Genomic DNA, 25,676 nt, shown 5'->3' on the forward strand with positions numbered 1-25,676 from the left:
CATCGACTGGAGAGTCCTGCATGCCTGCGACCGACAACATCGAAAGCCGCGCCGCCGTAGCGGGCCACCCGATTCATCCCATGCTGATTCACTTTCCCGTCGCGGCACTGATCGCACTGGTGGGTGCCGATTTCGGCTTCTGGTGGACGGGTGATGAGTTCTGGGCACGAGCCGGACTGTGGTTGGCAGGTGTAGGGGCTACGGGTGGTTGGGTAGCCAGTATCGCCGGACTGATCGACATTACTACCGTGGCGGATATACGCCGACGTATTACAGCATGGTGTCATGCCATTCTGGCCGTAATGATGTTGTCCCTGGCTTCGCTCAACTGGATGGTGCGGTATCAGGGGGGTGAAGAGCTCGTGCTCTGGAGCTTTTACCTGACCGGCGTTACCGCTGTACTGATTTCCCTTGCCAGCTATCTGGGAGGCCGTCTGGTCTACGAACATGCGGTTGGGGTGGACGTGGAAAGCTGATCGGTTAGTCATGCGCCGCTCCAACCTGGCTTGGCCAGGACAAGATACAGCGTGCCCCCGATAGCCAGACTGAGCGCAACCGCCAGGCCTATGCTCCATGCCCGTATGGTCCTGGGCGCCAGGTTATCGCTTTTCAGAATCAGCGCACCACATAAGGCGTGTCCTACTACCATGACGGCTACCAGGCTGAGCTTCAGGATCAACCAGGGATCGAAAAGGCTGTGACGGATGAACAGAAGTGTTCCGCTGATAATCGCCACCAACGCACAAGGGGTGGCAATGAGCGTGAATACATAGCGCAGCAGCTCAGGCCTTAGCAGCTGTAGGGCCGGAACGGGAGTGTCTAGCTCTGAAGTAATGTCGCCTGTACCAGACCGATAAGGTCTGTCGGCCTTGCGTATGTCATGAACCTGGGCCATCAACAGGCCCGGTAGATAGAGCAGGCTGCCGCACCACCCAATCAATCCCAGAAAATGCAGCAGCTTCAACAACGGCATAAGTCGTCCTAATGATCCAGATACATGCTGGCCTACGGCCGGTCCTTGGGGTCCGACCCCATGAGGTTTGCAGATGTTCGGATCAGGGCGTAGCGGGTTGTAACATGAATTGTATGGATCGGTTCAGGCGATTCCTCGCCCATGGCTACAGTACCCAGGCTGTCCGGGGAGGAAAAGAGAATCCATCATGAGGGCATGGACTTCGCCGGAATGGGTTTCTGGCTTTTCAGGCAAAGGCTTCTGAGCGTAGAGCAAAGCCCGCCAGTGCGGGCCTTACGTTAAAGAAAGCGACAGCTTTTTACGCTATCGCCAGGCGCATCTCTATATCCTCTGGAGCACGATTGGGTGGCCGGATAGTCGCGTGCCCCTGGCTGGCCCGGTGGTGCTGGGCAGCCTGGTAAAGCAGTTGGGAGCCCTGGAGGGAGAACCTTGGTTCAGTGCTCGCCTACGCGTTCAAGGTCATCGGCAATCAGCGAGATAAGGGCATTCTGCTGTCGACCGGACAGCTGGCGGAAGCGCTGGAGCAGTTCCCGTTCGTGCAGGCTCAGGGTCGGGCTGTCCATGCGCATGTCGGGATCAGCTTCCAGAAGGCCGTCCTGCACCAGACTATGCTCCAGGTACGAGATGATTTCGGAGTTCATGCTGCGGTGGTGGTTGCGAGCAACCTCTGCAATACGCTCACGCATGCCTTCAGGCAGCCGGAGGACGAATTTTTCGGCGGTACGGGTCGAGTAGGATCGAATGGCTTGTGGCATGAGTCTATTCAGCTCCGTGCTGGGGTAGGGACAAACAGCTGTGCAGTGAACCGCTCCAGCCAGGTTTCGACACGGCCCGGCAGCTTGTGACTATCGAGCCGTGAAACACTTAGATGATCGACAGCAACAACCGGCCGGCGAAGAACACCAGCACTAGCCCCATCGTACGTTCGAACCAGTGCCCCATGCGCAGGAACAGTTGTCGCACACGAGGGCTAGAAAACAGAAAGCTGACGATCATGAACCAGGCTGCGTTCACACAACACATCCACAAGCCATACAGCGCCTGGATTTTCATTGGGGTTTGTGCGCTCACCACGGTAGTAAAGATCGCCAGAAAAAACAGGGTTGCCTTGGGGTTGGTAGCATTGGTGAGGAACCCAATACGGAATGCCTTGCCGATGGTTTGCTCATCGACAGCCACCGTGCCGCCTTGCACTTCATCCAATGCCTGGGTCGGCTTGCTTTTGAGCAGGCTGATGCCTAGATAAAGGATGTAGGCGCCCCCAATGACTTTTGCAACACTGAGCAGCCAGGGAGTGGCGTGCATCAGGGCACCGATGCCCAGCAGCGTATAGAGCACATGTACCGAAATGCCTGCTCCGATGCCCAACGCCGTAAACAGCCCGACCAGACGTCCGTAGCGAACGCTCTGGCGTACCGTGATGGCAAAATCGGGCCCTGGTGCGACCACCGCCAGAAAATGGATGATGGCAAGGCTTAAAAATTCGGTGAAGTAAGAGGACGTCAATTTCAACTCCAGAAGGTCAACGGACTGCCAGCGCCTCGGTATCCAACAAAACACGACAGGCTGAGGCGTAAATGGTCCGAACCGGGAGTGACCGCATGCATCTTTCTTGAGTTGAAGAGAATGAGGTCACCCGGCTCCGGTCGGATTTCAACATCGGGTGGTCCCAGCAGGGTGGGGTCTATCCCATAGCTTGTGCCACGCAGGGCGTCGAACTGATCGGGCGTAAGCTCGGTTCGCCAGAGCTGCAGGGCGCCGCCCTCGCTTGGCATGTTCAGGTAAACGTTGCAGGCCATCTGGGCCTCAAGGCTCATGGCCTCGGTGCTCTGCGGAGCATCCTTGGCAAAGATGTCGTGATGGGCAAGGAAGCGAACGCCCGGTTTGACGACGCGGGAAAGCCCTACATACATCTTGCGTCCATACAGGGTTTGCAGCCGGGCGCCCGCAGGCCAGACTTCATCGAGCGTGCAGCGCAGCAGATCGATAGGGGACAGATACGGCTGGCAACGCCGTCGCAGTTCTTCGATGTTTTCGTAGACGCTTTCAAAATAGTCCGCCAGCCGGGGCGGCTGATTTTCAGCCTCGTAAAAGGCCATGCCGATACGGCCGATACTGGGTGCGTTAAGGTAGCTTTCGAAACCCTGTCCGAGAATTTGCTGAGCTATCTTCGACGCCAGTTCCTGAAGAATGAACTGCCTGACGTGGATCGCCATGACCTCTTCGTTAGCGAGAGCGTTGATGGACGACGTCTCGAGACGCTGCTTTTCAAGCATCATGAGCAGGTTCCTTGGGTGATAGGGTGACTTCCTGGTGTGCTCGTATGGTTGTTACACGTCGCAGACCCTGACCATCGTGTGATCACGTCATGGGGAAGTCACATCGTAATGAACGGAGAGTTTTCCTTTCTTTTCCTTGAGCAGGAGATCCTTCAGTCCGTTAAGCTCCCGCGAGGAGCGAACATGCGTGCCGCCACAGCCGTAAGGCGTAAAATCGCCAAAGCCAACCCTACGCTGGCCTTCGTCATCGAGGGTGATGCTGACCGGCAGATCCTGCCGCACGTACTGGTCGAAATAGGATTCCAGTTGCTCCGCATCCAGAGGCCGAGCCTCCTGACCGGGCATGAACTCAATACGGCCTTCTCCTGGCCAATGGTGTGCCTTGACGGGTCGCCAGCCAAACGCCTCTCCGATATGACCGATCAGATGACCGGCCGAGTGCAAGTGTGTATGCAGTCGACGTCGGTTCTCATCGACACGGGCTTGCACGGAGCCCGGTGTTACAGGCTCTCGTGTGTAGTGGACGATACGCTCGCCGTCCTGTTTGACCATGACGACCTCTGTGTCGCCCAGCCAGCCGGTATCGCTGGGTTGTCCGCCGCCCTGGGGATGGAAGGGCGTGGCGGCCAACTCCACCGCATAGAGATCTTCCCAAGGGGCACAGGCGGTAACTTCAACCTCCATGACCAGAATGTCACTCGAATAATACAGACGCTGAGTCATGTCTAAAGCCCTTTGCAAAGCAGATGCCTGCCCCATTCTAGGGAAGGGGTGATATTGTGATAATCCGCCTGCATTCCAAAGGACTTTTGCGCGGTGAGCACAAATCTATCAATCATGCTAATGGGCGAAATGGTTGTTTTCGTCAAGGTCGTCGAAACCGGAAGCTTTTCCGAGGCCGCCCGTCAGCTGGGCACGACACCGTCTTCCACCAGCCGAAGCGTGGCCCGGCTTGAAAAGGCCCTGGCGACACGCCTGCTCAACCGGACGACACGCAAGCTTCGTCTGAGCGAAAGCGGCGAAGAGGTCTATCGGCGCTGTGTCGACATGGTGAACGCTGCGCGCGCCGTCATGGAGGTCAGCGGGCAGTTCAGTCAGACGCCGGAGGGTGTTATCCGCCTGAGTGTGCCGAAGGCAGTCGGGCGATTTCTGATTCATCCGCACCTGCCCGAATTTTTGCGGCTTTACCCGCAAGTGGATGTGCAGATGAATCTGAGCGACCACTATGTCGATCTCATCGATGGTGATGTGGACCTGGCTATCCGCATTACGGATCAGCCACCGCCCGGCCTGATGGGACGAGAACTGGTGCAGATCGACCATCTACTGGCGGCGACGCCCCATTATCTGGCAGAGCATGGCACGCCGGAGCATCCTCGGGAGCTGACAACGCACAGCTGCATTTACCTTGGGCAGGAGCCGGCCGATTCACGTTGGCGGTTCAGAAAAGGCAACAAGAGCGTGAGCGTCAACGTTCGCGGCCGTTATGCCGCCAATCATACTGGTGCGCGACTGGACGCTGTGCTGCACCATATCGGTATCGGCAGTCTTCCCTATTTCACCGCGCGCTACGCCTTACGCAAGGGTCTGATTGTTCAAGTGCTGCCTGAGTGGTCATTCCAGACGCAATACTGCGGAGGAGCCTGGCTGCTCTATCCAGCAACCAGGCACCTGCAACCCAAGCTCAAGGTGTTTATCGACTTTCTGGTCGAACGACTGAGTCAGGAGCCAACCCTCCATGACGATCCGGAGATCGGCATGGCAGTAACCCAGTACCGGGAATACGAGATGCCAGAGGCAGGCGGCGACTGGTAGCGCCGCCTGGAGGGCTCAATAGCCGATTGCGGCGCCTGCGGGACGGCGTACATCGTTGGAGCCGTAAAGAAAGCCTTCCCGCACCCGCCCGGATACTGCCGAGTCGTTGCCGGAGTCATCTGCCGTGACGCCAGGCGCACCCGGCAGGCCCACCATGATCAGCTCGGCTGCGCCCCATGGTGTCTGCTGCACCATGGTATAGCCCATGTCCTGCAAGAGCTTGAGGCTGTCGGCTGATACACCGCGTTGCTCGTAATACACCTCATCCGGCATCCATTGATGATGAATTCGTGGCGCATCGACTGCTTCCTGAGGCGGCATTCCATGATCAATGACGTTAAGGGCGGTCTGCAACGTGATAGAGATGATGCGCGAACCACCGGGTGAGCCCAGGACCATGAAGGTTTTGCCATCTTTGTTGATCAGGGTGGGCGTCATCGACGACAGCGGCCGCTTGCCAGGAGCTATCGCATTGGCTGTGCCTTGAACAAGACCATACAGGTTCTGCTCACCCACCTTCACGGTAAAATCATCCATCTCATTATTCAAAAAGAACCCAGTTCCGGGCGCAATAACGACTGATCCGAATCGGCCATTGATGGTATAGGTCGTGGAAACGGCATTTCCGTCTTCATCCATGATGGAATAGTGCGTGGTCTCTGGCTTTTCTCGTGTTTCCATGCCTGGAATGACCTGCGCCGACGGGGTGGCCTTGTTGGGAATAATCCGGTTGCGTACCTGGGCGGCGTAGTCCTTGCTGGTGAGCTGCTCGATGGGGTTATCGACAAAGGCCGGATCGCCCAGGGACGTGTTGCGGTCCAGATAGGCCTGCCGCATGGCTTCGGTCAGGGTATGGATATAATCCGCCGAATTGAAGCCCATGCTTTTCAGGTCATAACCTTCAAGAATATTGAGGGTTTCGCACAAGGTCACACCTCCTGAGCTGGGCGGTGGGGCAGACACAAAGGTGTAGCCTCGGTAGGTACAGGTAAGCGGTGCGGTTTCGTTGATGGTGTAACGCGCAAAGTCCTCTGCCGTCAGGATGCCGCCCCCTGCCTTGGCCGCTTTTTCGATAGCCTGGGGAATGCGTCCCTGGTAGAAGGCGTTCGGTCCCTCTTTGGCGATGGCAGCGAGGGTGTTGGCAAGGTCGGTCTGTATCAGACGGTCACCCGGCTGAAGTGGAGAGCCGTCCTTGCGCAGGAAAAGTCGTGCGGCTTCCGGATCATGCTTGAAGCGTTCAACGGTAGTGTCGAGGATATCGGTATCCGCCCGGGTCAATACAAAGCCTTCCCGTGCCAGCCGGATCGCCGGCGCCATGACCTGCTCTCGGGTCAGCTTGCCGTACCGCTGGTGAGCGGTGTCCAGGCCCAATACCGTACCGGGCACGCCAGCGGCCAGATAGCCATATAGGCTGGCGTCTTTACGGACCTTGCCGTTGCTATCGAGATACATATCTGCACTGGCGGCAGCAGGCGCCTTTTCGCGAAAGTCGATAAAGGTATCTTTGCCATCCGCCAAGTGGATTGTCATGAAGCCACCGCCACCGATATTGCCGCAACAGGGATTGACCACGGCCTGCGCATAACCGACAGCAACGGCGGCGTCGATGGCGTTACCCCCTTTCTTGAGAATATCCACGCCTACCTGTGAAGCCAGCTGTTGCGACGAGACGACCATTCCATGCCTGGCCTCCACGGCAGGGCTTGAGGCCGCAAACGTAAGTGCCGGTGACAGAAGCATGGAGATGGAAAGTGATACCGCTGCAGCAAATGGCAATGTCCATCGGGCGAACATCAAGGTCTCCTTGTTGGGATTGTTATAAGGCGTAGCACATTGAACCGGTGGAACCGCGTGTGCACATCGCTATGGATACTAAAGGCTGCTGGGTTGCATTGAAATGCCGGTTGTAAAAAGGCCGGACGAGGTCCGGCCTTTCATGCACCGCTATCAACGAGGCTGAAGCAGCAGCGCGACCAATGCGCTCCAGCCGGTCTGGTGGGAAGCTCCAAGACCGCGCCCGTTCTCACCATGGAAGTACTCATGGAAAAGCACAAGGTCTGCACAGTCCGGATCATTCTGAAGCTGTGGATAGGCCATCATGCTGGGACGGTGGCCGTTTTCATCCTTGAGGAACATCCGCGTCAGACGTTCGCTCAGGCCGCTGGCGACCTCTTCCAGGGAGGCGAGGTAGCCGGATCCAGTCGGATACTCCACCGAGAAGTTGTCCGAGTAATACAGATAGAACTCGTGCAGCGATTCGATCAACATATAGTTGATCGGCATCCACAGCGGCCCCCGCCAATTGGAGTTACCACCATACAGCCGGGAGTCAGATTCGGCGGGTTGATAACGTGCACTAAGCATGGAGCCGTCTTCCTGCCGCATCTCGAAGGGGGCCTCGGCATGTACCTTGGACAGTGAGCGGATGCCGAATGGTGACAGAAACTCCTTCTCATCCAGCATTCGCGCCAGGAGACTCTTGGTCCGCTGGCCACGCAGCAGCGCCAGCAGGAATCGGTTGCCCTGACCGGGCTCGGTCCAACGGGAAACCAGTCGTGCCAAATCAGGACGTTGCCGTACGAACTCCTTCAGACGATCCCGCACCCCAGGTAGGCCTTCATATTCCTTGGACTCTAAAACCTGTACGGCGAACAGCGGGATGAGTCCTACGATCGAGCGCAGCCGCATCGGCTCACAGGTGCCATCGCCACGGTGCAGCACATCATAGAAGAATTCGTCCTGCTCATCCCAGAGTCCATCATGGCGCTCTTCACCCGCGTTGATCGCGCCGGCGATATGCAGGAAGTGCTCGAAGAACTTCACACCAATGTCGACGTATACCGGGTTTTCCTTGGCCAGCTCCAGTGCAATGCGCATCAGGTCAAGCGCGTAGGCAGCCATCCACGCAGTTCCATCGGCCTGATCCAAGTGAGAGCCGGGCGGCAAGACGGCGGAACGGTCGAAAATGCCGATGTTATCCAGGCCCAGGAAGCCCCCCTGGAAGAGATTGCGGCCTTCGGCATCCTTGCGATTGACCCACCAGGAAAAGTTGAGCAACAGCTTATGGAAAACGCGCTCCAGAAACTCGCGATCACCGTGTCCTGTCAGTGCCTTTTCTTGCTGATAAACATGCCAGCAGGCCCAGGCGTGTACGGGAGGATTGGCATCCTCGAAGTTCCATTCGTAGGCCGGTAGCTGCCCGTTGGGGTGCATGAAGCGGTCTTTGACTAACAGAAGAAGTTGCTGTTTGGCAAAACCCGGATCGATCATGGCATAGGCCACCGCCTGGAACGCAAGGTCCCATGACGCATACCAAGGGTATTCCCACTTGTCTGGCATCGATACGATGTCGAAATTGACGAGATGCCGCCACTGAGTATTGCGACCGCTCTTGCGTTCCTGGGGCGGGGCAGGACGATTGGGATCACCATCAATCCAGCGGTTGACTTCAAAATAGTAGAGCTGTTTGGACCAGAGCAGGCCGGCAATGGCCTGCCGCTGTACGTTGCGGGCGTCCTCATCAATGATGTTGTGTTGCAACTCTGTGTAAAACGCGTCTGCTTCAGCACGGCGTTTGGCGAAGACCGCTTTTACATCGAGATGAGGGTCAGCGGTTTCTGGTGCGAATCGCAGATAGATGACCGACCGGCCATTTCCCTGCATATCCAGGACGAACCGTGCAGCCACCTTGCTGCCGGAGTCTCGGCGAATCGCCTGCTCGTCACCACTCACCACATAATCGTTGATACCATCCTTGAACGGACCGGCCGCCTCGACGCCCTCCAGCTTTGGTTTGTTGGTTTCGTTGTTGCAGAAGATCCACTCGGGTGTAACGTCACCCCATGCGGTAGCGACGTAATCCGCCCAGTTATAGTTGGTTGCCTTGACCTTCCCATCGTCCATCATGGATAGCAGCGGTCGCTGCGGCGCTCCGGTCCATACCCAGGTGTTGCGTGTCCACAGGTGGGGCATGACATGTAGGCGTGCCGCCTCGGTAGAGCGGTTTACCACCGTGACACGCATCAGCACATCGTCCGGCGTGTTCTTGGCGTATTCAACGGTTACATCGAAATAGCGGTTGTCGTTGAAGACACCCGTATCGAGAATTTCGTACTCTGCATCTCCCAGCCCACGGCGACCGTTTTCTTCTACGAGGTCGGCGTAAGGAAACTCGGCGTGAGGATACTTGTAGAGCATGCGCATGTAGGAGTGGCTTGGAACGCCATCCAGATAGAAGTACAGTTCCTTGACGTCTTCGCCATGGTTGCCTTCGGCGTTCGTCAGGCCGAACAGACGTTCCTTGATAAAAGGGTCGCGCTCATTCCAGAGCCCTAGCGCCAGGCACCACTGCTGGGCTACATCGGAGAAACCGGCCAGCCCGTCCTCGCCCCAGCGATAGGCACGGCTGCGTGCATGTTCGTGCGGGAAATAGCTCCAGGCGTTGCCATCGGCACTATAGTCCTCACGCACCGTTGCCCATTGGCGTTCACTCAGGTAGGGACCCCATTTCCGCCAGTGCTCGGCATCGACGCCGGAAAGCCGCTGACCTTCTATTGTATTGAGGATGCCCGGTGCTGGATGTGCCGTCATCGTATCTCCCGTGATAATCAGATTGCCAAACTCCAAGCGCGAACAGGCGCCCTTGATGAGGTATAGACATCTTTTGGCACAGGAGGATTCACATTCTACGCTTGCTGCACTAACCGAGCCGTTTATACGGCTTGATATGGCCGGGCCAAACGCGCCCGCAAGCACGTTTGGCGTCGGCGTTAACCTGAAACCTATTCATGTTCGGCAACCTTTTCTTACAGTTACATAACCCCCTGATATGGCAGTACAATGGCCTATCGCTTTGCGATCACCAGTAGAGAAGAACAGGCACCTGTTTTCTTGCGGGTGCGAGGTGGCTGCTCTCGTACATACCCTTTCACGAGAGAACTCATGATTTGCCAGGCCTTATAAGGCTTTTGGAGCGCTCGCGTAGGCTTACCCGCCGAGGCGACACCCAACCGGTAAGCCATGAGCATTCCTGTCACTCACGTGTGCGGGAATCCTTCCAGTCCGTCAGGAAAGACCTATAGAAACAAGCCTGATCGTCACACCGTATTAGTCAGAAAGGAACGGCAGTAGATGTTAAACAAACGGATTACCTTGATTGCTTGTGGCGTATTGAGTGCTACCCAGGCATTGGCGGCTGAAACCCAGACCTCCAACGGGTTTATTGAGGACAGCAGCCTCAAACTGTTCCTGCGCAACGCCTACATGAACCGTGACTATAAGCACGGTAATCAAGACAAGGCGGAGTGGGGGCAGGGCGTAACAGCCAATTTTGCATCTGGATTTACACAAGGTACCGTAGGGTTTGGCGTCGACGCATTTGCTTTGTACGGTCTGCGCCTGGACGGTGGCAAAGGCCGCTCGGGTGCTGGCGGTATCGATTTCTTCAAACAGGGCGACAGCGGTGAGGCGGCCAGCGATATCGCCAAGGGCGGCGCCTCGATCAAGGCACGTTTTTCCAACACGACCATCACCTACGGTGATCAGATGCCGGCGCTGCCGGTCTTGAACTCGGACACCTCACGCCTACTGCCGGAAAGTTATACCGGTACGCTGATTACCTCGAAGGAAATCGATGGGCTTGTCTTCAACGTAGGGCGTTTCACCGAGGAGTCCCGCAAGAGTGCCGAAGGGCATGATAGCGGTGGGCTGAAAAAGATCGATGTCATCGGTGGCAGCTACAAGTTCACAGATCAGTTCATGGCATCGCTTTATGCGTCCGATGTCAAAGACGTCCTGAAAAAGCAGTACATCAACCTGAACTACGTCCTGCCCATCGATAAGGACCAGTCTCTGACGTTTGACTTCAATGGCTACAAGACGCGGCTGGACAAGAGCTTTGCCCAGACTTATTCAGGTGATGCCGATGCCCGCGACAACAAGATCTGGAGTCTGGCGGCTACCTACTCGGCAGGGCCTCACTCCTTCACTCTGGCGCACCAGCGCAGCACGGGTGATATTGGCTATCCCTACGGCTGGTATCAGAACGCGGGCGGCATAGGTGACGGCGGCATGACGATCTTTCTTGCCAACTCCTACTGGTCGGACTTCAACGCCAAGGACGAGCGTTCCTGGCAGTTGGGCTATGGGCTGGATTTCTCCACCTATGGGGTTCCGGGCCTGAGCTATCAGCTGGCTTATGTTCGCGGTGATCATATCGATGCCGGAGATGGGCGTGGCAAGGAGCGCGAGCTGTTCAATCAGGTGAAGTACGTTGTCCAGAACGGTCCGGCCAAGGACCTTTCGGTACGTCTGCGTAACTCCATCCTGCGCACGTCAAACAATGTCCGCTCCTACAACGATGACGGTAACGAAGTGCGTATCTTCATCGACTACCCAATCAGTATCTTCTAAACAGATGCCGGCTGGATAAGCCGGCAAGGCGGGTCGCTTGAGATCAGCGACCCGCCTGGTTTACCAGACGCACTACTGATGAAAGGCCTGACTTATAAGTGGCTAGCGTCTTTTGCAGTAAATGGCGTCTGAAGACCTGACACTAGGTTTCGATCATTGGCGGCGGGTCTGAGCAGTACCCAAAATGTCTAGAAGAAACATTCATGACAAGATGACGCTTTAAGGACAAACGGTCGATATTTGCATACAAAATGTCACAAAGAGGGCATAGCGTGAGGTGAACAGTCCTATAAGGTTCCCTCGTATGTCGACGATCCAGGCTCATGATGCGGCCCCCGCAGCCACGCGTCCCCGGCTGGACCAGACGTTCAGTCGCCGAAGTGTTTTCCTATTTTTCTCATTGCTTTTTGCCGGCATTCTCATCAGCTCCTACGGTATCGTCAGCGACGTCCGTGAAGCCGGATCAGTGGCTACCACCTGGTTGCCGTTCGCATTGCTGGGCCTGGCTCTAGTCATTGCGCTTGGATTCGAATTCGTCAATGGGTTCCACGATACGGCCAATGCAGTTGCTACCGTTATCTATACGCATTCACTGCCTGCCCAGGTCGCTGTCGTGTGGTCCGGTTTTTGGAATTTCATGGGTGTGATGCTTTCCAGCGGCGCCGTGGCGTTCGGCATCATTGCACTGTTGCCGGTTGACCTGATCCTGCAGGTCGGTTCCAGCAATGGCTTTGCAATGATCTTTGCTTTGCTGATTGCCGCCATTGTCTGGAATTTGGGAACGTGGTGGCTTGGGTTGCCAGCGTCGTCATCCCATACCTTGATTGGTTCGATTCTGGGCGTCGGGCTGACCAATGCCTGGCTGGAAGGGCGAGACGGCAGCAGCGGGGTAGATTGGAGTCAGGCGCTGAAGGTGGGATATGCGCTTCTTTTCTCACCCCTGGTAGGATTTATCTGTGCAGCGCTCCTGCTGCTGACATTGCGCATGCTGGTCAAGCAAAAGGCACTCTATCAGGAGCCCAAAGGCACTCATCCGCCCCCGTTCTGGATTCGGGGAATGTTGATCCTTACCTGCACCGGCGTGTCGTTTGCCCACGGCTCCAATGACGGTCAGAAGGGAATGGGGCTTATCATGCTGATCCTGGTAGGTACCTTGCCAATGGCCTATGCGCTGAACCGTGCAGTGCCCGCCACGCAAACGCCGCAGTTCGTTGCTGTAGCTCAGGTGACTCAACAAGGAATTGTAAAGGATGTACCTGGCGCTGCACCGGCCGATCCACGTGGCGTACTTCTGGAATATGTACGTACCCGCAAGTCCACGGAGGAGGTCATTCCGGCGTTGGGTGCAGTGACCGGGTTGATCGCCGATGAGGTGAAAAGTTACGGCACGCTGGCCAACGTACCTGCCCAGGCCATGATGAACGTGCGTAACGACATGTACCTGACTTCAGAAAGCATCAGCCTGCTCAAGAAACAAAAGCTCGATACCTTTTCCGACGACACGCGCAACAATCTCAATGAATTCAAGCGCCAGATCGATGAGGCGACACGGTTCATTCCGCTTTGGGTAAAGGTGGCAGTGGCCATTGCGCTGGGTATGGGCACCCTGGTTGGGTGGCGACGGATCGTCATTACCGTGGGCGAGCGCATTGGTAAGACGCACCTGACCTATGCTCAAGGCGCCAGTGCCGAGCTGGTCGCTATGGCTACTATTGGCGCAGCCGACCTGTATGGCCTGCCTGTCTCGACCACGCATGTCTTGTCCTCGGGTGTAGCGGGAACCATGGCAGCCAATGGCAGTGGCCTGCAGATGTCTACGGTACGCAACCTGGCCCTGGCCTGGGTATTTACCTTACCCGCCGCGATGATGCTTTCAGGGTTGCTGTACTGGCTCTTCCATGCCGTGTTCTGATAATAAGCTGCCTGTGCGGTACTCCTGTGCCTCGCCAAGCAGCCAGTCGCGAAAGGACTGTAATGCTTGAGATGTGGTCGTACGCTCGGGGATAGCAAGATAATACGCACGGTCACTGCGGTAGCTAGAGGTATTCAAGATAATAAGCCGCTCCTGCTCCAGCTCGTTCTGGATAAGGAACGGCGGAATCAGCGCAACCCCCATTTCATGGATGGCGGCCTGAGCCAGCATGGAAAACAGCTCGTAACGCGGACCATGCAGGTCATAGGGGAATGACAGGCCCTGCGCATTAAACCATTGTCGCCAGGCATAAGGCCGTGTGGTCTGTTGCAGTAGCGGAAGCGCTGCAACAGCCTGAGCGGTAATGCCATCCTTGTGATCGACCAGTGCCGGACTGCACACCGGCACTGGGTATTCGTGCATGAGAAAATGGGTTTGTGTGCCTGACCACTCACCGTCTCCACAATAAAGCGCGGCATCGAAGTCAGTGTCGGCAAAGAGAAAAGGGCGGGTACGGTTGGTCAGATTGACCGTTATGTCTGGATGAAGTACTTGAAACCGCTTAAGGCGTGGCAGGAGCCATTGTGTACCAAAGGTGGGTACTACCGCGAGTTCGAGCCGGCCTGAGCCATGCTTACCCATAACAGCCAGCGCATCCCGCTCGGCTGCATCCAGGTGCTGGGCTACCTGCCGGCTATAGGATAATCCCGCTTCAGTAAGTAGAACACCCCGGCGAGTACGGCGAAACAGCTCAATGCCCAGAAAGCTTTCCAAACCTGCAATCTGCCGGCATACCGCACTTTGTGTCAGAGCCAACTCATCTGCGGCCCGGGTAAAACTCTGGTGTCTGGCAGCAGCCTCAAAGGCAATCAGCGCAGCCGTACTGGGTATTTTTCTTCTCACATGTACCTCTTGCTCACAGACAGATGCCTACAGCAGCGGTAATCATCATGGCGTGAAGTGAGTTTTACGCACAACCCTGTGCATATTGCTCGATTGCAGCACAGTTGGGCGTCTTCTAGGCTTGCTTCACAACAAGATCACCGGAGTGACCTGCAATGGCAGCCAATGCACCGTTCAATTGGGAAGATCCTCTCCTGCTTGAGCAACAGCTCAGCGATGAAGAGCGGATGGTACGCAACAGCGCCGCGCAATTTGCACAGGCCCAACTGGCACCTCGTGTCCTGGAGGCGTTCCGGCATGAGCAGACCGACCCTTCGATTTTCCGCGAAATGGGGGAGGCAGGCTTGCTTGGCGCCACAATCCCTAGTGAATACGGAGGCAGTGGACTTAATTATGTGTGTTACGGCTTGATCGCCCGTGAGGTAGAACGGATCGACTCAGGGTACCGTTCCATGATGAGCGTCCAGTCGTCTCTGGTCATGGTGCCTATTTATGAATTTGGTACTCAGGCACAACGCCAGAAATACCTGCCAAGGTTGGCCTCAGGCGAATGGATTGGTTGTTTTGGGCTGACAGAGCCGGATCATGGCTCCGACCCAGGATCAATGGCCAGCCGCGCAAAAAAGGTGGAGGGCGGCTATCGCCTCACCGGTAGCAAGACCTGGATTACCAACAGTCCGATTGCCGATGTGTTTGTTGTATGGGCCAAGGATGAGGCCGGTGATATCCGCGGATTCATTCTGGAAAAAGGCTGGAAAGGTCTCACCGCACCTGCCATTCACGGCAAGGTGGGACTGCGTGCCTCAGTAACGGGTGAAATCGTAATGGATAACGTCTTTGTCCCTGAGGAAAACCGATTTCCAGAAATACGCGGCCTGAAAGGTCCCTTTACCTGCCTCAATTCCGCCCGGTACGGGATCAGCTGGGGCGCATTGGGTGCGGCCGAGTTCTGCTGGCACACCGCTCGGCAATACACCCTTGATCGCAAGCAGTTTGGTCGACCTCTTGCTGCAAATCAGCTCATTCAAAAGAAGCTGGCCGACATGCAAACCGATATCACGTTGGCCCTGCAAGGCTGCCTGCGTCTGGGACGAATGAAAGACGAGGGAACGGCCGCCGTGGAGATCACTTCAATCATGAAACGCAACAGTTGTGGCAAGGCACTGGACGTTGCCCGTATGGCCCGGGACATGCTTGGAGGCAACGGTATCTCTGACGAATTTGGCATTGCGCGGCATCTGGTCAATCTTGAGGTGGTCAATACCTACGAAGGAACCCATGACGTGCACGCGCTTATCCTGGGACGGGCTCAGACCGGTATCCAGGCCTTCTTTTGATCGCTCTCAGGGAGGCTGGCTCATGGCTGGAGCACTTGCAGGTATACGGGTCCTGGACCTGTCACGGGTTCTTGCCGGGCCTTGGGCAGGACAAATCCTGGCGGACCTGGGGGCAGAAGTCATCAAAGTCGAGCGCCTCGGGCGAGGAGATGATACACGTCATTGGGGGCCGCCCTTTTTAAAAGACCCGCTAGGGGCGAACACGGGCGAGTCGGCCTACTTTCTATCAGCCAACCGCAACAAGCAGTCGATAGCCGTGGACTTCACCCAGCCCGACGGTCAGCAGATCCTTCGGGATCTGGCTGTTAAATCCGATGTGGTGCTAGAAAATTTCAAGGTTGGAGGCTTGTCAGCCTATGGCCTGGACTACGCCTCGCTCAGTGCTCTTAACCCGGAAATGATCTACTGCTCGATTACCGGTTTTGGTCAGAGCGGCCCTTATGCACAGCGGGCAGGCTATGACTTCTTGATACAGGGTCTTGGCGGCCTTATGAGTCTGACAGGCCATCCGGATGATGACGAGGGCGGTGGCCCGGTCAAGACAGGGGTTGCGCTGGTGGATATCCTGACGGGGCTGTATGCCACGGTTGCTGTTCTGGCTGCGCTGAACCATCGGACTCAGACCGGTGAAGGGCAGCATATCGATATGGCGCTACTCGATGTAGAAGTCGCCTGCCTAGCCAACCAGGCCATGAATTATCTGGTCTCCGGTGAGTCGCCAACGCGCCTTGGCAATGCCCATCCCAACATCGTGCCGTATCAAGCCTTTCCAACAGCCGATGGCGATATGATCCTCACGATTGGCAATGATGCTCAGTTCCGCCGGTTCTGCGAGGTGGCAGACCGGCTGGATTGGGTGAATGATCCTCGTTTTGCCACCAACCAGGCGAGGGTCGTCCATCGTATGGAACTGGTTCCGCTGATTCGGCAGGTTACCGTTTTCAAGCGTACTGAAGAATGGATCGCCCTGCTCGAAGCGGTGGGGGTGCCCTGTGGTCCGATCAATTCATTGGCCCAAGTTTTTGCCGATAAGCAGGTAGCGGCACGCAGTCTGGCCTTTACGATGACGCATCCGCTGGGACAAACCGTTCCGCAGGTGGCAAGCCCGATGCGTCTTTCCAGAACGCCCGTAGAGTACCGACGTCCTCCACCGCTACTTGGTGAGCATACTGAGCAGGTGTTGCGGCATCTTCTGGGCTATGGCGACGCCAGAATCAATGCTTGGAAGCAAGGCGGGATAGTAGGTTAGCCCGCATGCTCGAATGCCTGAACGGCCAAGGCCAACCGCTCTACCGCGTGGCCGATCTGCTCGAGCGATGGCGCAGCAAACGACAGCCGTACCGTAGAGTGGTCAGGGGCTTCGGCGTAGAAGGCGCTGCCTGGAACGTACATGACCTTATGCTCAAGAGCCTGCTCAAGAACCGCTTTGGCATCCAGCCCATCCGACCATCGTCCCCAGACAAACAGCCCGCCTGCCGGCATCCGGCATTCGAATCGTTGGCCAAGGTGTGTCTGTAGACCACTCACTAGCGCCAGGCACTTCTCATGATAGGCCGCGGTAAGCACCGGTAGATGCCGCTCCAGTAAACCCTGCTTCAAGTAGGCTTCGGCAATGGATTGCATCCAGCCGGAGGTACACAAGTCAGCGGTTTGCTTGGCGATCGTACAGCGTTTGAGTACCTCGGCAGGCCCTATCATCCAGCCAATACGAACCCCAGGCGCCACGATTTTTGAAAGGCTGGACAAATAGACTACCTGATCTCGGGTTTCCGGCTGCGTGCGAGCCAGCTCTGCCAGTGTGGGAATGGCAACACCGGTAAAGCGTAGATCACCATACGGATCATCTTCGATAATCAGCAGGTCATGACGCATCGCCACCTCCAGCAAGGCGCGGCGGCGTTCCAGACCAAGCGTAAGTCCGGTAGGGTTGGCAAATGTGGGGGAGAGATAGAGAAACTTCGGTCGTTGCTCCTGCGTACAGCGGGCCAGCTGACTATCCAGTTGCGCAGGATCGATACCGTCCAGATCCGAGGCGACGGTTTCTATTCTGGCCTGAGCCAACCGTAAGGCTTGAAGCGTAGCGGGGTAGGTAGGTTGTTCTACCAGAACGACATCGCCCGGCGACAGCAGGACACGAACCAGCAAATCAAACCCTTGTTGCGAGCCAGACGTGACGATCAGATCCTCCGCCTTACAGGGAATACCGCGCTGGCGGCTCAACTGGGCCAGTGCCTCGCGTAGTCCCGGCAGACCTTCACTGCCGGAATATTGCAGGCAGCCGACGGGATTGCGAAAGGCCACTGTCATCGCCTCTGCCAGCCCTGCCTCATCAAACAGATCGGAGGCAGGGTAGCCGCCCGCCAGTGAAATCATGCCAGGGACGGAGAGATACTTGAACAGCTCACGTATGGGAGAACCTTGTGGCGACTCGAAGACAGGGTTGAAGATACGCATGAGGGATTCGCCGTTAATCACGATGCGAAGACTATGCGTCTGCCGCTTCCCTCACTACAAACGAGAAAAAGTCATAGGCTGTTGAAAGAAAGGAATTCTAGTGATTTGCCGTTTCGCTTGACTTTCCTGCTGAACCGGTTAGCTTTGTCACCCATGAATACCTTTATTACACCCATCGCTGCGTATTATTACTACCTGAACTCTTTCGGGTGGTAGGTGCTGCGCTGCATTCCGAACCGCCTGTGGCGGCTCGGTGAATGCAACCTCTCCCAGTCTCCGCAGGCCAGAAAGCCAAGGAGACGTACTCAATGAACAAGCCCCAGCAAGACCTGCTTCACCTGTTGGAAGAACGTGGTTTCGTCCATCAGATCACCGACCGTGACGGTCTTGGCCAAGCGCTCAATAACGGACCAGTGACCGCGTACCTAGGCTTTGACGCAACGGCTGATAGCCTACACGTCGGGCATCTGCAAGGTCTCATGCTCATGCGCTGGATGCAGCGTGCAGGGCATCCGATCCTGCTTTTGATCGGTGGCGCCACGACGCGCATTGGCGATCCCAGCTTTCGGGACAGCAGCCGCCCGGTGCTGAACGACGCCCAGATCGCTCAGAATATGTCCGGTATTGCCAAGGCATTTACGACCTACCTGGAAGTGGGCGATACGGACGGGCAAGCCCGGGTAGTAGACAATGCCGAGTGGCTTGATGGGCTGGGTTACCTGAATTTCCTCAATACCGTAGGACGGCATTTCTCGATCAACCGCCTGCTCACGTTCGATGCCATCCGCAATCGCCTGGATCGTGAGCACTCTCTGTCCTTCGAGGAATTTGGCTACACGCTGCTTCAGGCTTACGATTTCGTCGAGTTGGCCCATCGGTATGGCTGCACTCTGCAGTTGGGTGGCGCTGACCAGTGGGCCAACATTATCAATGGCGTTGAGCTGTCACGTCGCCAGAATGGCCTGCAGCTCTACGGGCTTACGATGCCGCTGTTGACCACGAGTGACGGCAAGAAGATGGGCAAGTCGGCACAAGGCGCTGTATGGCTCAACAGCGATAAGCTATCTGCCTATGATTTCTGGCAATTCTGGCGCAACTGCGATGATCGGGACGTACAGCGTTTCCTGGCACTGTTTACCGAACTGCCTATGGACGAAGTACGTCGCCTAGGCGCATTGCAGGGTGCAGAGCTTAACGAGGCGAAAATCGTTCTGGCCAACGAGGCGACCCGTTTGTGCCATGGCGAAGCGGCCCAGCGTGACGCGGAGGCAGCGGCACGGGCGTTGTTCAGTGAGGGCAGCCAGAGCGACACACTCCCCAAAGTGGAAGCCAGCCGCGCCGCGCTGCAAAAGGGCTTGACCCTGACCGATCTTCTGGTGGCCAGCGGACTACAGGGTTCGCGCAGTGCCGTGCGCCGACTCGCGGACGGCGGTGGGCTACGCCTGGACGACGTGCAGGTCCAAAATCCGGACGAGCCTCTCTCTGCCGCTTTGGAGGGCAGCCGATTGAGCCTGGGCAAGAAACGTCATTTTCAGGTTGTGCTGGTGGACTGAAAAAGAAAAGTCCCGGTGTTCCGGGGCTTTCTCTATCTGGCTTTGCGTCGCAAACCGCATCACAAGTCGGTTCATATCCACAGCTAGGCGAGGCAGTTCCGCGCTGGCCATAGTGGTCTGGTTGGCACCTGCGGACGTCTGTATCGACAATTCACGGATGCTGAGCAGATTGTAGTCAACGGCCCGGGCTACTTGGGCCTGTTCTTCAAACGCCGTAGCGATCAGCAGGTTTTCTCGTTGTAAGACTCAGGCTAAGGGACGGGCAACGCCCCAATAATGGTACGTTAATGGGCGTAAGCCCGTTAAATAAAACGTTTTGAATTCAATCATTTCGAATTTGGCGTCATGGATAAGTTTGCTTATTTCCCGGTTCAGGTGGCAGCCGCCCACTACTTGGGGCCAGAGCGGCGTCATCCGATCTTGCCATACACGCACCGCTTCATCGGGGGCTTGTCCATGCTCGCAGAACAGGAGCTGTCCTTCCGGCTTGAGTACGCGATGCATCTCTTTAAGTGCAGCGGCCGGATCTGGAATCGTGCACAGCGAATAGGTCACCACAACCGTGTCGAAGGAGCGATTCTCAAAGGGAATCCGCTCGGCCGACAGATCAACCAGCTCGACGTCAAGGCCTGCGCGTTGAGCACGAGACCGAGCCAGCCGGTGCATATCCAGGGAGGGGTCCAGCCCAACGATACGCTCTACCCGAGACCTGTCATAGTGCTCAAGGTTGAGCCCGGTCCCGATGCCAATTTCCAGCACCTGACCATACGCCAAAGGGATAAGAGACTGCCGCTGCAGGCGTACGGGTTTAATCCCGCAGGCAATATCGAGCAGATAAGGCAAAACACGACGCTCGTACCAGGAACTCATGTTGAACAGGCCACGTGATCCGTTGAAAGACGGTACTACTGTATCCGGTCTGTAAAACAAAAGGCGGGGAGAATACCCCGCCTGGCTCAGGCGATCATCGCTGAATCATCGAGGCCATATTGGCTGTACCCAGTTGAGAAACGATCGCTTCATTACCTATGCCTGAGCGCTCAAGGCTTAGGGTGTGGTTGGTGCCTTCCTGCACCAGCGCGAAATGGTCATTCTGAGTATTCATTTGAGTCACTGTCATGACCAGCCCATCCCCGCGCTGCGCCATATCCAGGGAGCTGTCAGTCGTGTTTCGTTGACTTAAGTTCATCTCATTGTTGTTACCGGTCTGCTCGGCCGTAATCTCATGGGCACCCGCACCCCCCATTTGCACCACGGTCATGCGGTTATCGTTGCCGTTTACCGTAGCTTCCAGGCGGTTGGTCATCTTGGTGGTCAGGTAGCCAGACCACCCCCATTGCTGCACATCCAGAGTATTACGGTCACCGTTCTGGCTGGAGATGAGAGTATTGCCGTCACTTCCCTGACGGATGTTCATAACGTTGTCGTTCCCATTCTGGGAGGCCTGCGTCAGAGACCCGCTCAGCTCGCCCTCGATAGGCCCCAAGCCGCTCTGCTGCACCTGAACGATATTGCCATTACCCTGCTGATTGACCTCGGCCTCCTGACGACGCCATTGCTGTTGCAGGTCGATCAGGTTGTTGTCACCGTTTTGCACAAGGTCTGCATCCATGAAGTATTGAGCATCCTCGCCCTGCACAACCCTCATGGTATTGCCATTGCCCAGGGTGCGGGCACTGAGGCTGGGCGTCCCACTCATGTTTTCCAACCGGAAGTCGTGCAGGTTGTGAGTACCCTCCTGGTAGCTCGTGACACGCCCGGCGTTATTGCTGCCCTGATCGATACGCGCCTCGTTCACGCTGCCTCGCTGTGTAACCGCCACGGTAGACCATCCTCGAGTGTCCTGATAAATCTCCACCAGGTGGCTTTCACCACTCTGATCGATATCAATAGTCCCGCGAGTTCTTTCTCCCTGGTAGATCGATGCCGCATTGAGTTCGCCCGTTTGCAGCACCGTTTGACGGGTGTCGGTGCCCAGCTGGACCTGAACGCTGTGGTTGCCTTGCCCGGTTTGTGTCAGCGCGGCCGTATTCTGCACACCGCTCTGAGTCAAGTCGGCCGTATTTGACGCGGCGTAACTATGGGTGGTGCCGAGTAGTCCGATAAGCAGTGCGAGTGGTTTCAACCTGAACATGACATCTAGTAATGACCTGTACGCGCTTTGCTATTACAGGGCCGGTGTTATCTGGCCTTATGAGCGTAGACGGAAATCCGAAATATGTAGCGAAGGAAAACATCAGATGAACCATAAGCCCTTTTCCATCCTCAGCTGAATACGGGCATGGGCGATGTCTCGCATGATGGCAATTCCAACGCCCGTACCATACCCCACTCAAGCCAATAGAATCGCTCGAAGATACGCTCACGTTCATCCGATGGAATACCTGGCCCACTGTTTTCTACTTCTAGGATGACCGCCTGGTCCGACAGCTTGACTCGCATTGTGGTGCAACCTTCAGGCGGGATACGGCGGATGGCATTGTCGACAAGATTGACGCAGCAGAAAGGCATTGCCTTGTGTTAAGGCAGCCTGCAGCTCAAGCTCCAGATCGAGGTGTCTAGCATCTGCCGCCCAGTATTCAACCTGTTAGTCCAGGCGCAGCGGGGTGAGGGCGAACGTATGCAAGTGGGAGGTTGAGGCTCGGGCCAAGGTCAGTAGTTGATTAGCCTGGTGAATCATCCGCTCGCTTGTCTGATTGATAAAACTCAAGATGCGACTGCTATCAGGAGCGCCTGCATATCGTTCGCATAACCATTAGCGTTGGATATGCAAGCCGACAAGCGGGGTGCGCAACGGGTGCGCCATATTATCGAGAAAGGCGCGCTGCGCTTCTGCACCCGAGTGGATACGGAGTAGTAGGCGATTGAGCGCGGCAATAATGGCGGAAGGCTTCTCAGGCCGCTCTGTTACTCAACGATGTCAAAGTACATTAATGGTGCGTTGCTGAACAGCAGCCATACCCTCAGCTGAACCACTACATTAAATGTAACCTCTTAGGATATGATTATAGGATATTGATTTATAAGATAAAAATTTATTTTGATAGGTCATAGATATCTTCCTTCAATTTATCGTGAGGCCAAGCCGTCTACATCTTAGAAAATGCGTTAAAAGGTCAAAGAGTTAAAGTGATTTCTCGTTAAAATTAGTGGTCAACATTAGGTTATGTTTTCAAGCTATTGATTTTTATACATATTATTTTGCAAGAATGGTTTTTTGTGATCGCCTCGCTTACAGCTGCATAAAGCGTTGAATCACAGGCCCTCTCTGAGGGTCCATAAGTAATCTAGGTTTAATCACGAGGGTCAATCATGGGACTGTTTAGCTCGATTCTTGACAAGCTTGGCTTGGACGGCGTTAGTAACGAAGAGCAGCGAAAGGCTGATGTCGGCGTCATTGATGCCAGCAAAACGTCTACACGTATCGTTACTGATTCTGAAGAAACCAACGCTGCCCACAGCGCTCGTGCCGAGCAACTACAGGCTCCGGCAGCTACCGGCGTGCAAAATTCGATGGATATTTCGGCGCGTCTCGATGCAATGGCTGCTAATCATAGTGATCACCTGAACTGGCGCTCCTCCATCGTCGACCTGCTCAAGGTACTTAATCTGGACAGCAGTTATGAATCACGCAAGGAGATGGCCGCCGAGCTTGGGTGTCCTGCCGATAAGCTTGGAGATTCGGAGCAGATGAACAACTGGCTACACAAGGCCGTTATGCAAAAGCTGGCCGAGCACGACGGGACGGTTCCTCCCGAGCTTAAGGCGTAACCGGTTTTGGAAGGCAGGCATCCAGCTCAGGGATGCCTGTGAGACACCTCCGACGGTCAGGTATTGCCCATCAAGGGATCGCTAATCGAATGGCGGCCAGTTTCAAGTCTGCCAGCCAGACGCCGTTCCCAGCTGCCCTGATCAGCCCGAACCGTAATGTCGTACCATCCACCACTCACGCGCGTCGATATACGCTGTTTATGTGTGGCACCCGCACCAAGCTGAAACTCGTGGGGCTTTTCAAACGTATAGGGACACCGATCAATCTGAACGGTCATAGCCTGCAGGCTTGTATTGGTGATTGTCATGACCAGATTGTGGCTTTTACCGTCACGCTGCAGCCTTACTTCTGGCTGCGGAGCCTTGAGGTTGCCACGCAGTGCTCGATGAAAGCCGTTAGGCCCCAACAACCACAGGTCGTAGGTGCCATCATCTGTAATAGTGGGGACCCAGACATCACTCAACAGCTTCCCTGCCTCGATGGTATAACGGCGAGGGATATCCTCCAGATGCAGCCGATCGTATACATGCAGCACGAGACCTTGCTCGCCTGTGTTGCGCATGGTCAGGGTTAGCTGGCGCGTCTCCGGATTGGCTTCCGCTTCGACCTCGATCCGATACGGCAATGCTCGGGAAGGGCGAGCTAGACGTCGCTGCACAGGGACTTGTTGTTGGTCAGTAGGCGGAACAGGGACCTGTGGTAGCTGCTCCTGTTTTTCCCGCAACTGATCCGCTGCACGGCGAGAGGTAGTCTGCAAGGGCGGCAACAACTCCTGATTCGGATCGACAAAGTTAAAGGCAGACGTCAGATCTCCGCATACCGCTCGCCGCCAAGGACTGATATGGGGCTCTTTTACGTTGAAGCGCTTTTCCAAGAATTGCAGTACCGAAGTATGGTCGAAGACCTGCGAATTCACCCAGCCGCCTCGGCTCCACGGCGAAATGACAAACATCGGGACACGGGGCCCTGGTCCGTACACACGTCCATCGGGAGCCGGCTGCTCCTTCGAGCCAGGAGGTGCTTTGTGCTGGAACACTTCGGCATCGAAGGCAATGGTTGATTTACCTGCCAGTGTTCCATCTGCGCGTAGGGAAGGAGCGGCAGGTGGCGGCACATGGTCGAAGAAGCCATCGTTTTCGTCATAGTTGACGAGAAGTACCGTCTTGCTCCAGATCTCTGGGTTTTCAGTCAGTGCATTAAGGACTTCCTGGGTATACCAGCCTCCCTGAACAGGACTGGAGGGACCGGGGTGCTCCGAATACTCTGCCGGTGCGATCAGCCAGCTCACTTGAGGCAGCTTGCCTTGTCGGATGTCGCGTCTAAAGCTCTCGAACATGGTTTCAAGGTCGTTGCTGTTCGCTGCTGGCATCGTATTACCGTTGCCTTTGTACAACGGGGCGACGGCCTCCAACGCTTCGCGATAGACGACGAAGTCGTTAAAGTCTGCAGAGGGCTGGGCGGGGTTGCCAACCTTGACGCTTGCGGCACGGTATTGGCGAAAGCCTGCATAGGCATTATCACCAAAGTTGTCCGGCAGGTACTGATAGACCTTCCACGAGACGCCCGCATCCTCAAGTCTCTCTGCATAGGTCGTCCAGTCATATCCCTCATCGGGCGGCCCCGGAGCATCCCACTCGTTGACAACCGCTGCGACGTTAGAGCCAGTGGGGCCGTTGGTACCGGTCCAAAGAAACAGGCGATTTGGTGCTGTTCCACCTAACAGCGAGCAATGGTAGGCGTCACACAGCGTGAAGGTATTGGCCAGGGCAAACTGAAAGGGCACCTCGTTACGCTCGTAGTATCCCATCGAAGTCAGCGTCTTATAGGTTGGCCATGCACTCAAACGACCGCTGTCCCAGGCCGCCTGGGTGTCTGCCCATGAATGTGGCGTGTCATGGACACGCTGGGCGTTACCTTTTCGGCTGTCGAGGTGATAAGGCAGGATAACGCGCTCTTGACCTTGCTGCTGCCAGACAGTGCGTCCGCCCGGCAATGGAATCGTCAGCCGGTCAGCAAAGCCGCGTACGCCCGGCAGCGTGCCAAAATAATGATCGAATGATCGGTTCTCCTGCATCAGGATGACTACATGCTCGACGTCCTGAATAGTACCGGTACGGTTGTGGGCGGGAATGGCCAATGCCCGTTGGATCGAGGCGGGTAGCATGGCGATGGCCGACCCGACGGCCGCTGCCTGCAATAGATTTCTGCGGGTGAGAGAAGGCATGACTCGTTCGCTCCCTGTACGTGCTGAGGTGGTTAGCCGGAAC

21 protein-coding genes and 1 pseudogene are annotated in these 25,676 nt (G+C 56.1%); 8 read left to right on the forward strand and 14 right to left on the reverse strand.

What is annotated here, in order from left to right; genetic code table 11:
* Window positions 1-20 precede the first annotated feature (20 nt).
* Entirely contained in the window at window positions 21-476 is a 456-nt protein-coding gene (locus tag AC4LF3_RS20540) for a DUF2231 domain-containing protein (protein WP_074825705.1), read from the forward strand.
* Between the two features lie 8 nt (window positions 477-484).
* On the opposite strand, the gene AC4LF3_RS20545 is transcribed toward AC4LF3_RS20540, so the two are convergent.
* From AC4LF3_RS20545 to AC4LF3_RS20565, 5 genes are all read right to left on the reverse strand, one after another.
* Window positions 485-973, reverse strand: a complete 489-nt coding sequence (locus AC4LF3_RS20545) for a CopD family protein (RefSeq protein ID WP_491836534.1) — start codon at window positions 971-973, stop codon at window positions 485-487.
* Window positions 974-1,407: 434 nt separating this feature from the next.
* Window positions 1,408-1,728, reverse strand: coding sequence for an Arc family DNA-binding protein (locus AC4LF3_RS20550; protein ID WP_010798506.1), 321 nt, complete (start codon window positions 1,726-1,728; stop codon window positions 1,408-1,410).
* Window positions 1,729-1,837: 109 nt separating this feature from the next.
* On the reverse strand, window positions 1,838-2,479 hold the full coding sequence (locus AC4LF3_RS20555) for a LysE family translocator (RefSeq protein ID WP_125889331.1): 642 nt from the start codon (window positions 2,477-2,479) through the stop codon (window positions 1,838-1,840).
* 2 nt (window positions 2,480-2,481) lie between these two features.
* Complete coding sequence (locus tag AC4LF3_RS20560; protein WP_491836536.1) at window positions 2,482-3,252, reverse strand: 2OG-Fe(II)-dependent halogenase WelO5 family protein; 771 nt, start codon at window positions 3,250-3,252, stop codon at window positions 2,482-2,484.
* Window positions 3,253-3,339: 87 nt separating this feature from the next.
* Window positions 3,340-3,975, reverse strand: a complete 636-nt coding sequence (locus tag AC4LF3_RS20565) for an alanyl-tRNA editing protein (protein ID WP_491836538.1) — start codon at window positions 3,973-3,975, stop codon at window positions 3,340-3,342.
* Window positions 3,976-4,068: 93 nt separating this feature from the next.
* Between AC4LF3_RS20565 and AC4LF3_RS20570 the strand changes: the two genes are divergently transcribed.
* Window positions 4,069-5,067, forward strand: coding sequence for a LysR family transcriptional regulator (locus AC4LF3_RS20570; RefSeq protein WP_208825502.1), 999 nt, complete (start codon window positions 4,069-4,071; stop codon window positions 5,065-5,067).
* A gap of 15 nt (window positions 5,068-5,082) precedes the next feature.
* Here AC4LF3_RS20570 and ggt read toward each other — a convergent pair whose 3' ends face one another.
* Together ggt and AC4LF3_RS20580 are read right to left on the reverse strand one after the other, a co-directional pair.
* Complete coding sequence (gene ggt, locus AC4LF3_RS20575; RefSeq protein WP_491836540.1) at window positions 5,083-6,861, reverse strand: gamma-glutamyltransferase; 1,779 nt, start codon at window positions 6,859-6,861, stop codon at window positions 5,083-5,085.
* A 153-nt stretch (window positions 6,862-7,014) separates the two neighbouring features.
* The gene (locus AC4LF3_RS20580) at window positions 7,015-9,657 is read right to left on the reverse strand and encodes an MGH1-like glycoside hydrolase domain-containing protein (RefSeq protein ID WP_491836542.1); all 2,643 of its coding nucleotides are present in this window, start codon (window positions 9,655-9,657) and stop codon (window positions 7,015-7,017) included.
* Between the two features lie 540 nt (window positions 9,658-10,197).
* Here AC4LF3_RS20580 and AC4LF3_RS20585 point away from each other — a divergent pair.
* Window positions 10,198-11,478, forward strand: coding sequence for an OprD family porin (locus AC4LF3_RS20585; RefSeq protein WP_491836544.1), 1,281 nt, complete (start codon window positions 10,198-10,200; stop codon window positions 11,476-11,478).
* A 304-nt stretch (window positions 11,479-11,782) separates the two neighbouring features.
* A complete protein-coding gene (locus AC4LF3_RS20590; protein ID WP_404628642.1) occupies window positions 11,783-13,390 on the forward strand; it encodes an inorganic phosphate transporter in 1,608 nt (535 codons plus the stop codon).
* On the opposite strand, the gene AC4LF3_RS20595 is transcribed toward AC4LF3_RS20590, so the two are convergent.
* Window positions 13,352-14,293 carry a LysR family transcriptional regulator gene (locus tag AC4LF3_RS20595; RefSeq protein ID WP_491836546.1) on the reverse strand — a complete coding sequence of 314 codons (942 nt, stop codon included), beginning with the start codon at window positions 14,291-14,293 and terminating at the stop codon, window positions 13,352-13,354. The two genes, AC4LF3_RS20590 and AC4LF3_RS20595, sit on opposite strands and share 39 nt — an antisense overlap.
* Window positions 14,294-14,448: 155 nt before the next feature.
* Between AC4LF3_RS20595 and AC4LF3_RS20600 the strand changes: the two genes are divergently transcribed.
* Both AC4LF3_RS20600 and AC4LF3_RS20605 read left to right on the forward strand, forming a co-directional pair.
* A complete protein-coding gene (locus tag AC4LF3_RS20600) occupies window positions 14,449-15,630 on the forward strand; it encodes an acyl-CoA dehydrogenase (protein ID WP_074825723.1) in 1,182 nt (393 codons plus the stop codon).
* A gap of 22 nt (window positions 15,631-15,652) precedes the next feature.
* The gene (locus AC4LF3_RS20605) at window positions 15,653-16,879 is read left to right on the forward strand and encodes a CaiB/BaiF CoA transferase family protein (protein WP_491836548.1); all 1,227 of its coding nucleotides are present in this window, start codon (window positions 15,653-15,655) and stop codon (window positions 16,877-16,879) included.
* On the opposite strand, the gene AC4LF3_RS20610 is transcribed toward AC4LF3_RS20605, so the two are convergent.
* The gene (locus tag AC4LF3_RS20610) at window positions 16,876-18,084 is read right to left on the reverse strand and encodes an aminotransferase-like domain-containing protein (RefSeq protein WP_491836550.1); all 1,209 of its coding nucleotides are present in this window, start codon (window positions 18,082-18,084) and stop codon (window positions 16,876-16,878) included. The genes AC4LF3_RS20605 and AC4LF3_RS20610 overlap by 4 nt on opposite strands.
* Before the next feature lie 308 nt (window positions 18,085-18,392).
* On the opposite strand from AC4LF3_RS20610, the gene tyrS reads away from it, so the two are divergent.
* Window positions 18,393-19,637, forward strand: a complete 1,245-nt coding sequence (gene tyrS / locus AC4LF3_RS20615) for a tyrosine--tRNA ligase (protein ID WP_491836552.1) — start codon at window positions 18,393-18,395, stop codon at window positions 19,635-19,637.
* Between the two features lie 51 nt (window positions 19,638-19,688).
* On the opposite strand, the pseudogene AC4LF3_RS20620 reads toward tyrS, so the two are convergent.
* The 4 genes and pseudogenes from AC4LF3_RS20620 to AC4LF3_RS20635 form a co-directional block, all read right to left on the reverse strand.
* Window positions 19,689-19,868: pseudogene (locus AC4LF3_RS20620) on the reverse strand (methyl-accepting chemotaxis protein); the annotation flags it as partial.
* Window positions 19,869-19,883: 15 nt separating this feature from the next.
* Window positions 19,884-20,507 (reverse strand): class I SAM-dependent methyltransferase, encoded by a 624-nt coding sequence (locus tag AC4LF3_RS20625; RefSeq protein WP_491836554.1) that lies wholly within the window; start codon window positions 20,505-20,507, stop codon window positions 19,884-19,886.
* A 94-nt stretch (window positions 20,508-20,601) separates the two neighbouring features.
* Entirely contained in the window at window positions 20,602-21,771 is a 1,170-nt protein-coding gene (locus AC4LF3_RS20630) for a hypothetical protein (protein WP_491836556.1), read from the reverse strand.
* Between the two features lie 131 nt (window positions 21,772-21,902).
* On the reverse strand, window positions 21,903-22,148 hold the full coding sequence (locus tag AC4LF3_RS20635) for an ATP-binding protein (RefSeq protein ID WP_491836558.1): 246 nt from the start codon (window positions 22,146-22,148) through the stop codon (window positions 21,903-21,905).
* An 801-nt stretch (window positions 22,149-22,949) separates the two neighbouring features.
* Here AC4LF3_RS20635 and AC4LF3_RS20640 point away from each other — a divergent pair.
* Entirely contained in the window at window positions 22,950-23,408 is a 459-nt protein-coding gene (locus tag AC4LF3_RS20640; protein ID WP_019367102.1) for a DUF3597 domain-containing protein, read from the forward strand.
* A gap of 56 nt (window positions 23,409-23,464) precedes the next feature.
* Here AC4LF3_RS20640 and AC4LF3_RS20645 read toward each other — a convergent pair whose 3' ends face one another.
* Window positions 23,465-25,633, reverse strand: coding sequence for a phosphocholine-specific phospholipase C (locus AC4LF3_RS20645; protein WP_491836560.1), 2,169 nt, complete (start codon window positions 25,631-25,633; stop codon window positions 23,465-23,467).
* Between the last annotated feature and the right edge of the window lie 43 nt (window positions 25,634-25,676).

Source organism: Pseudomonas sp. C2.3V (genome assembly GCF_058536325.1).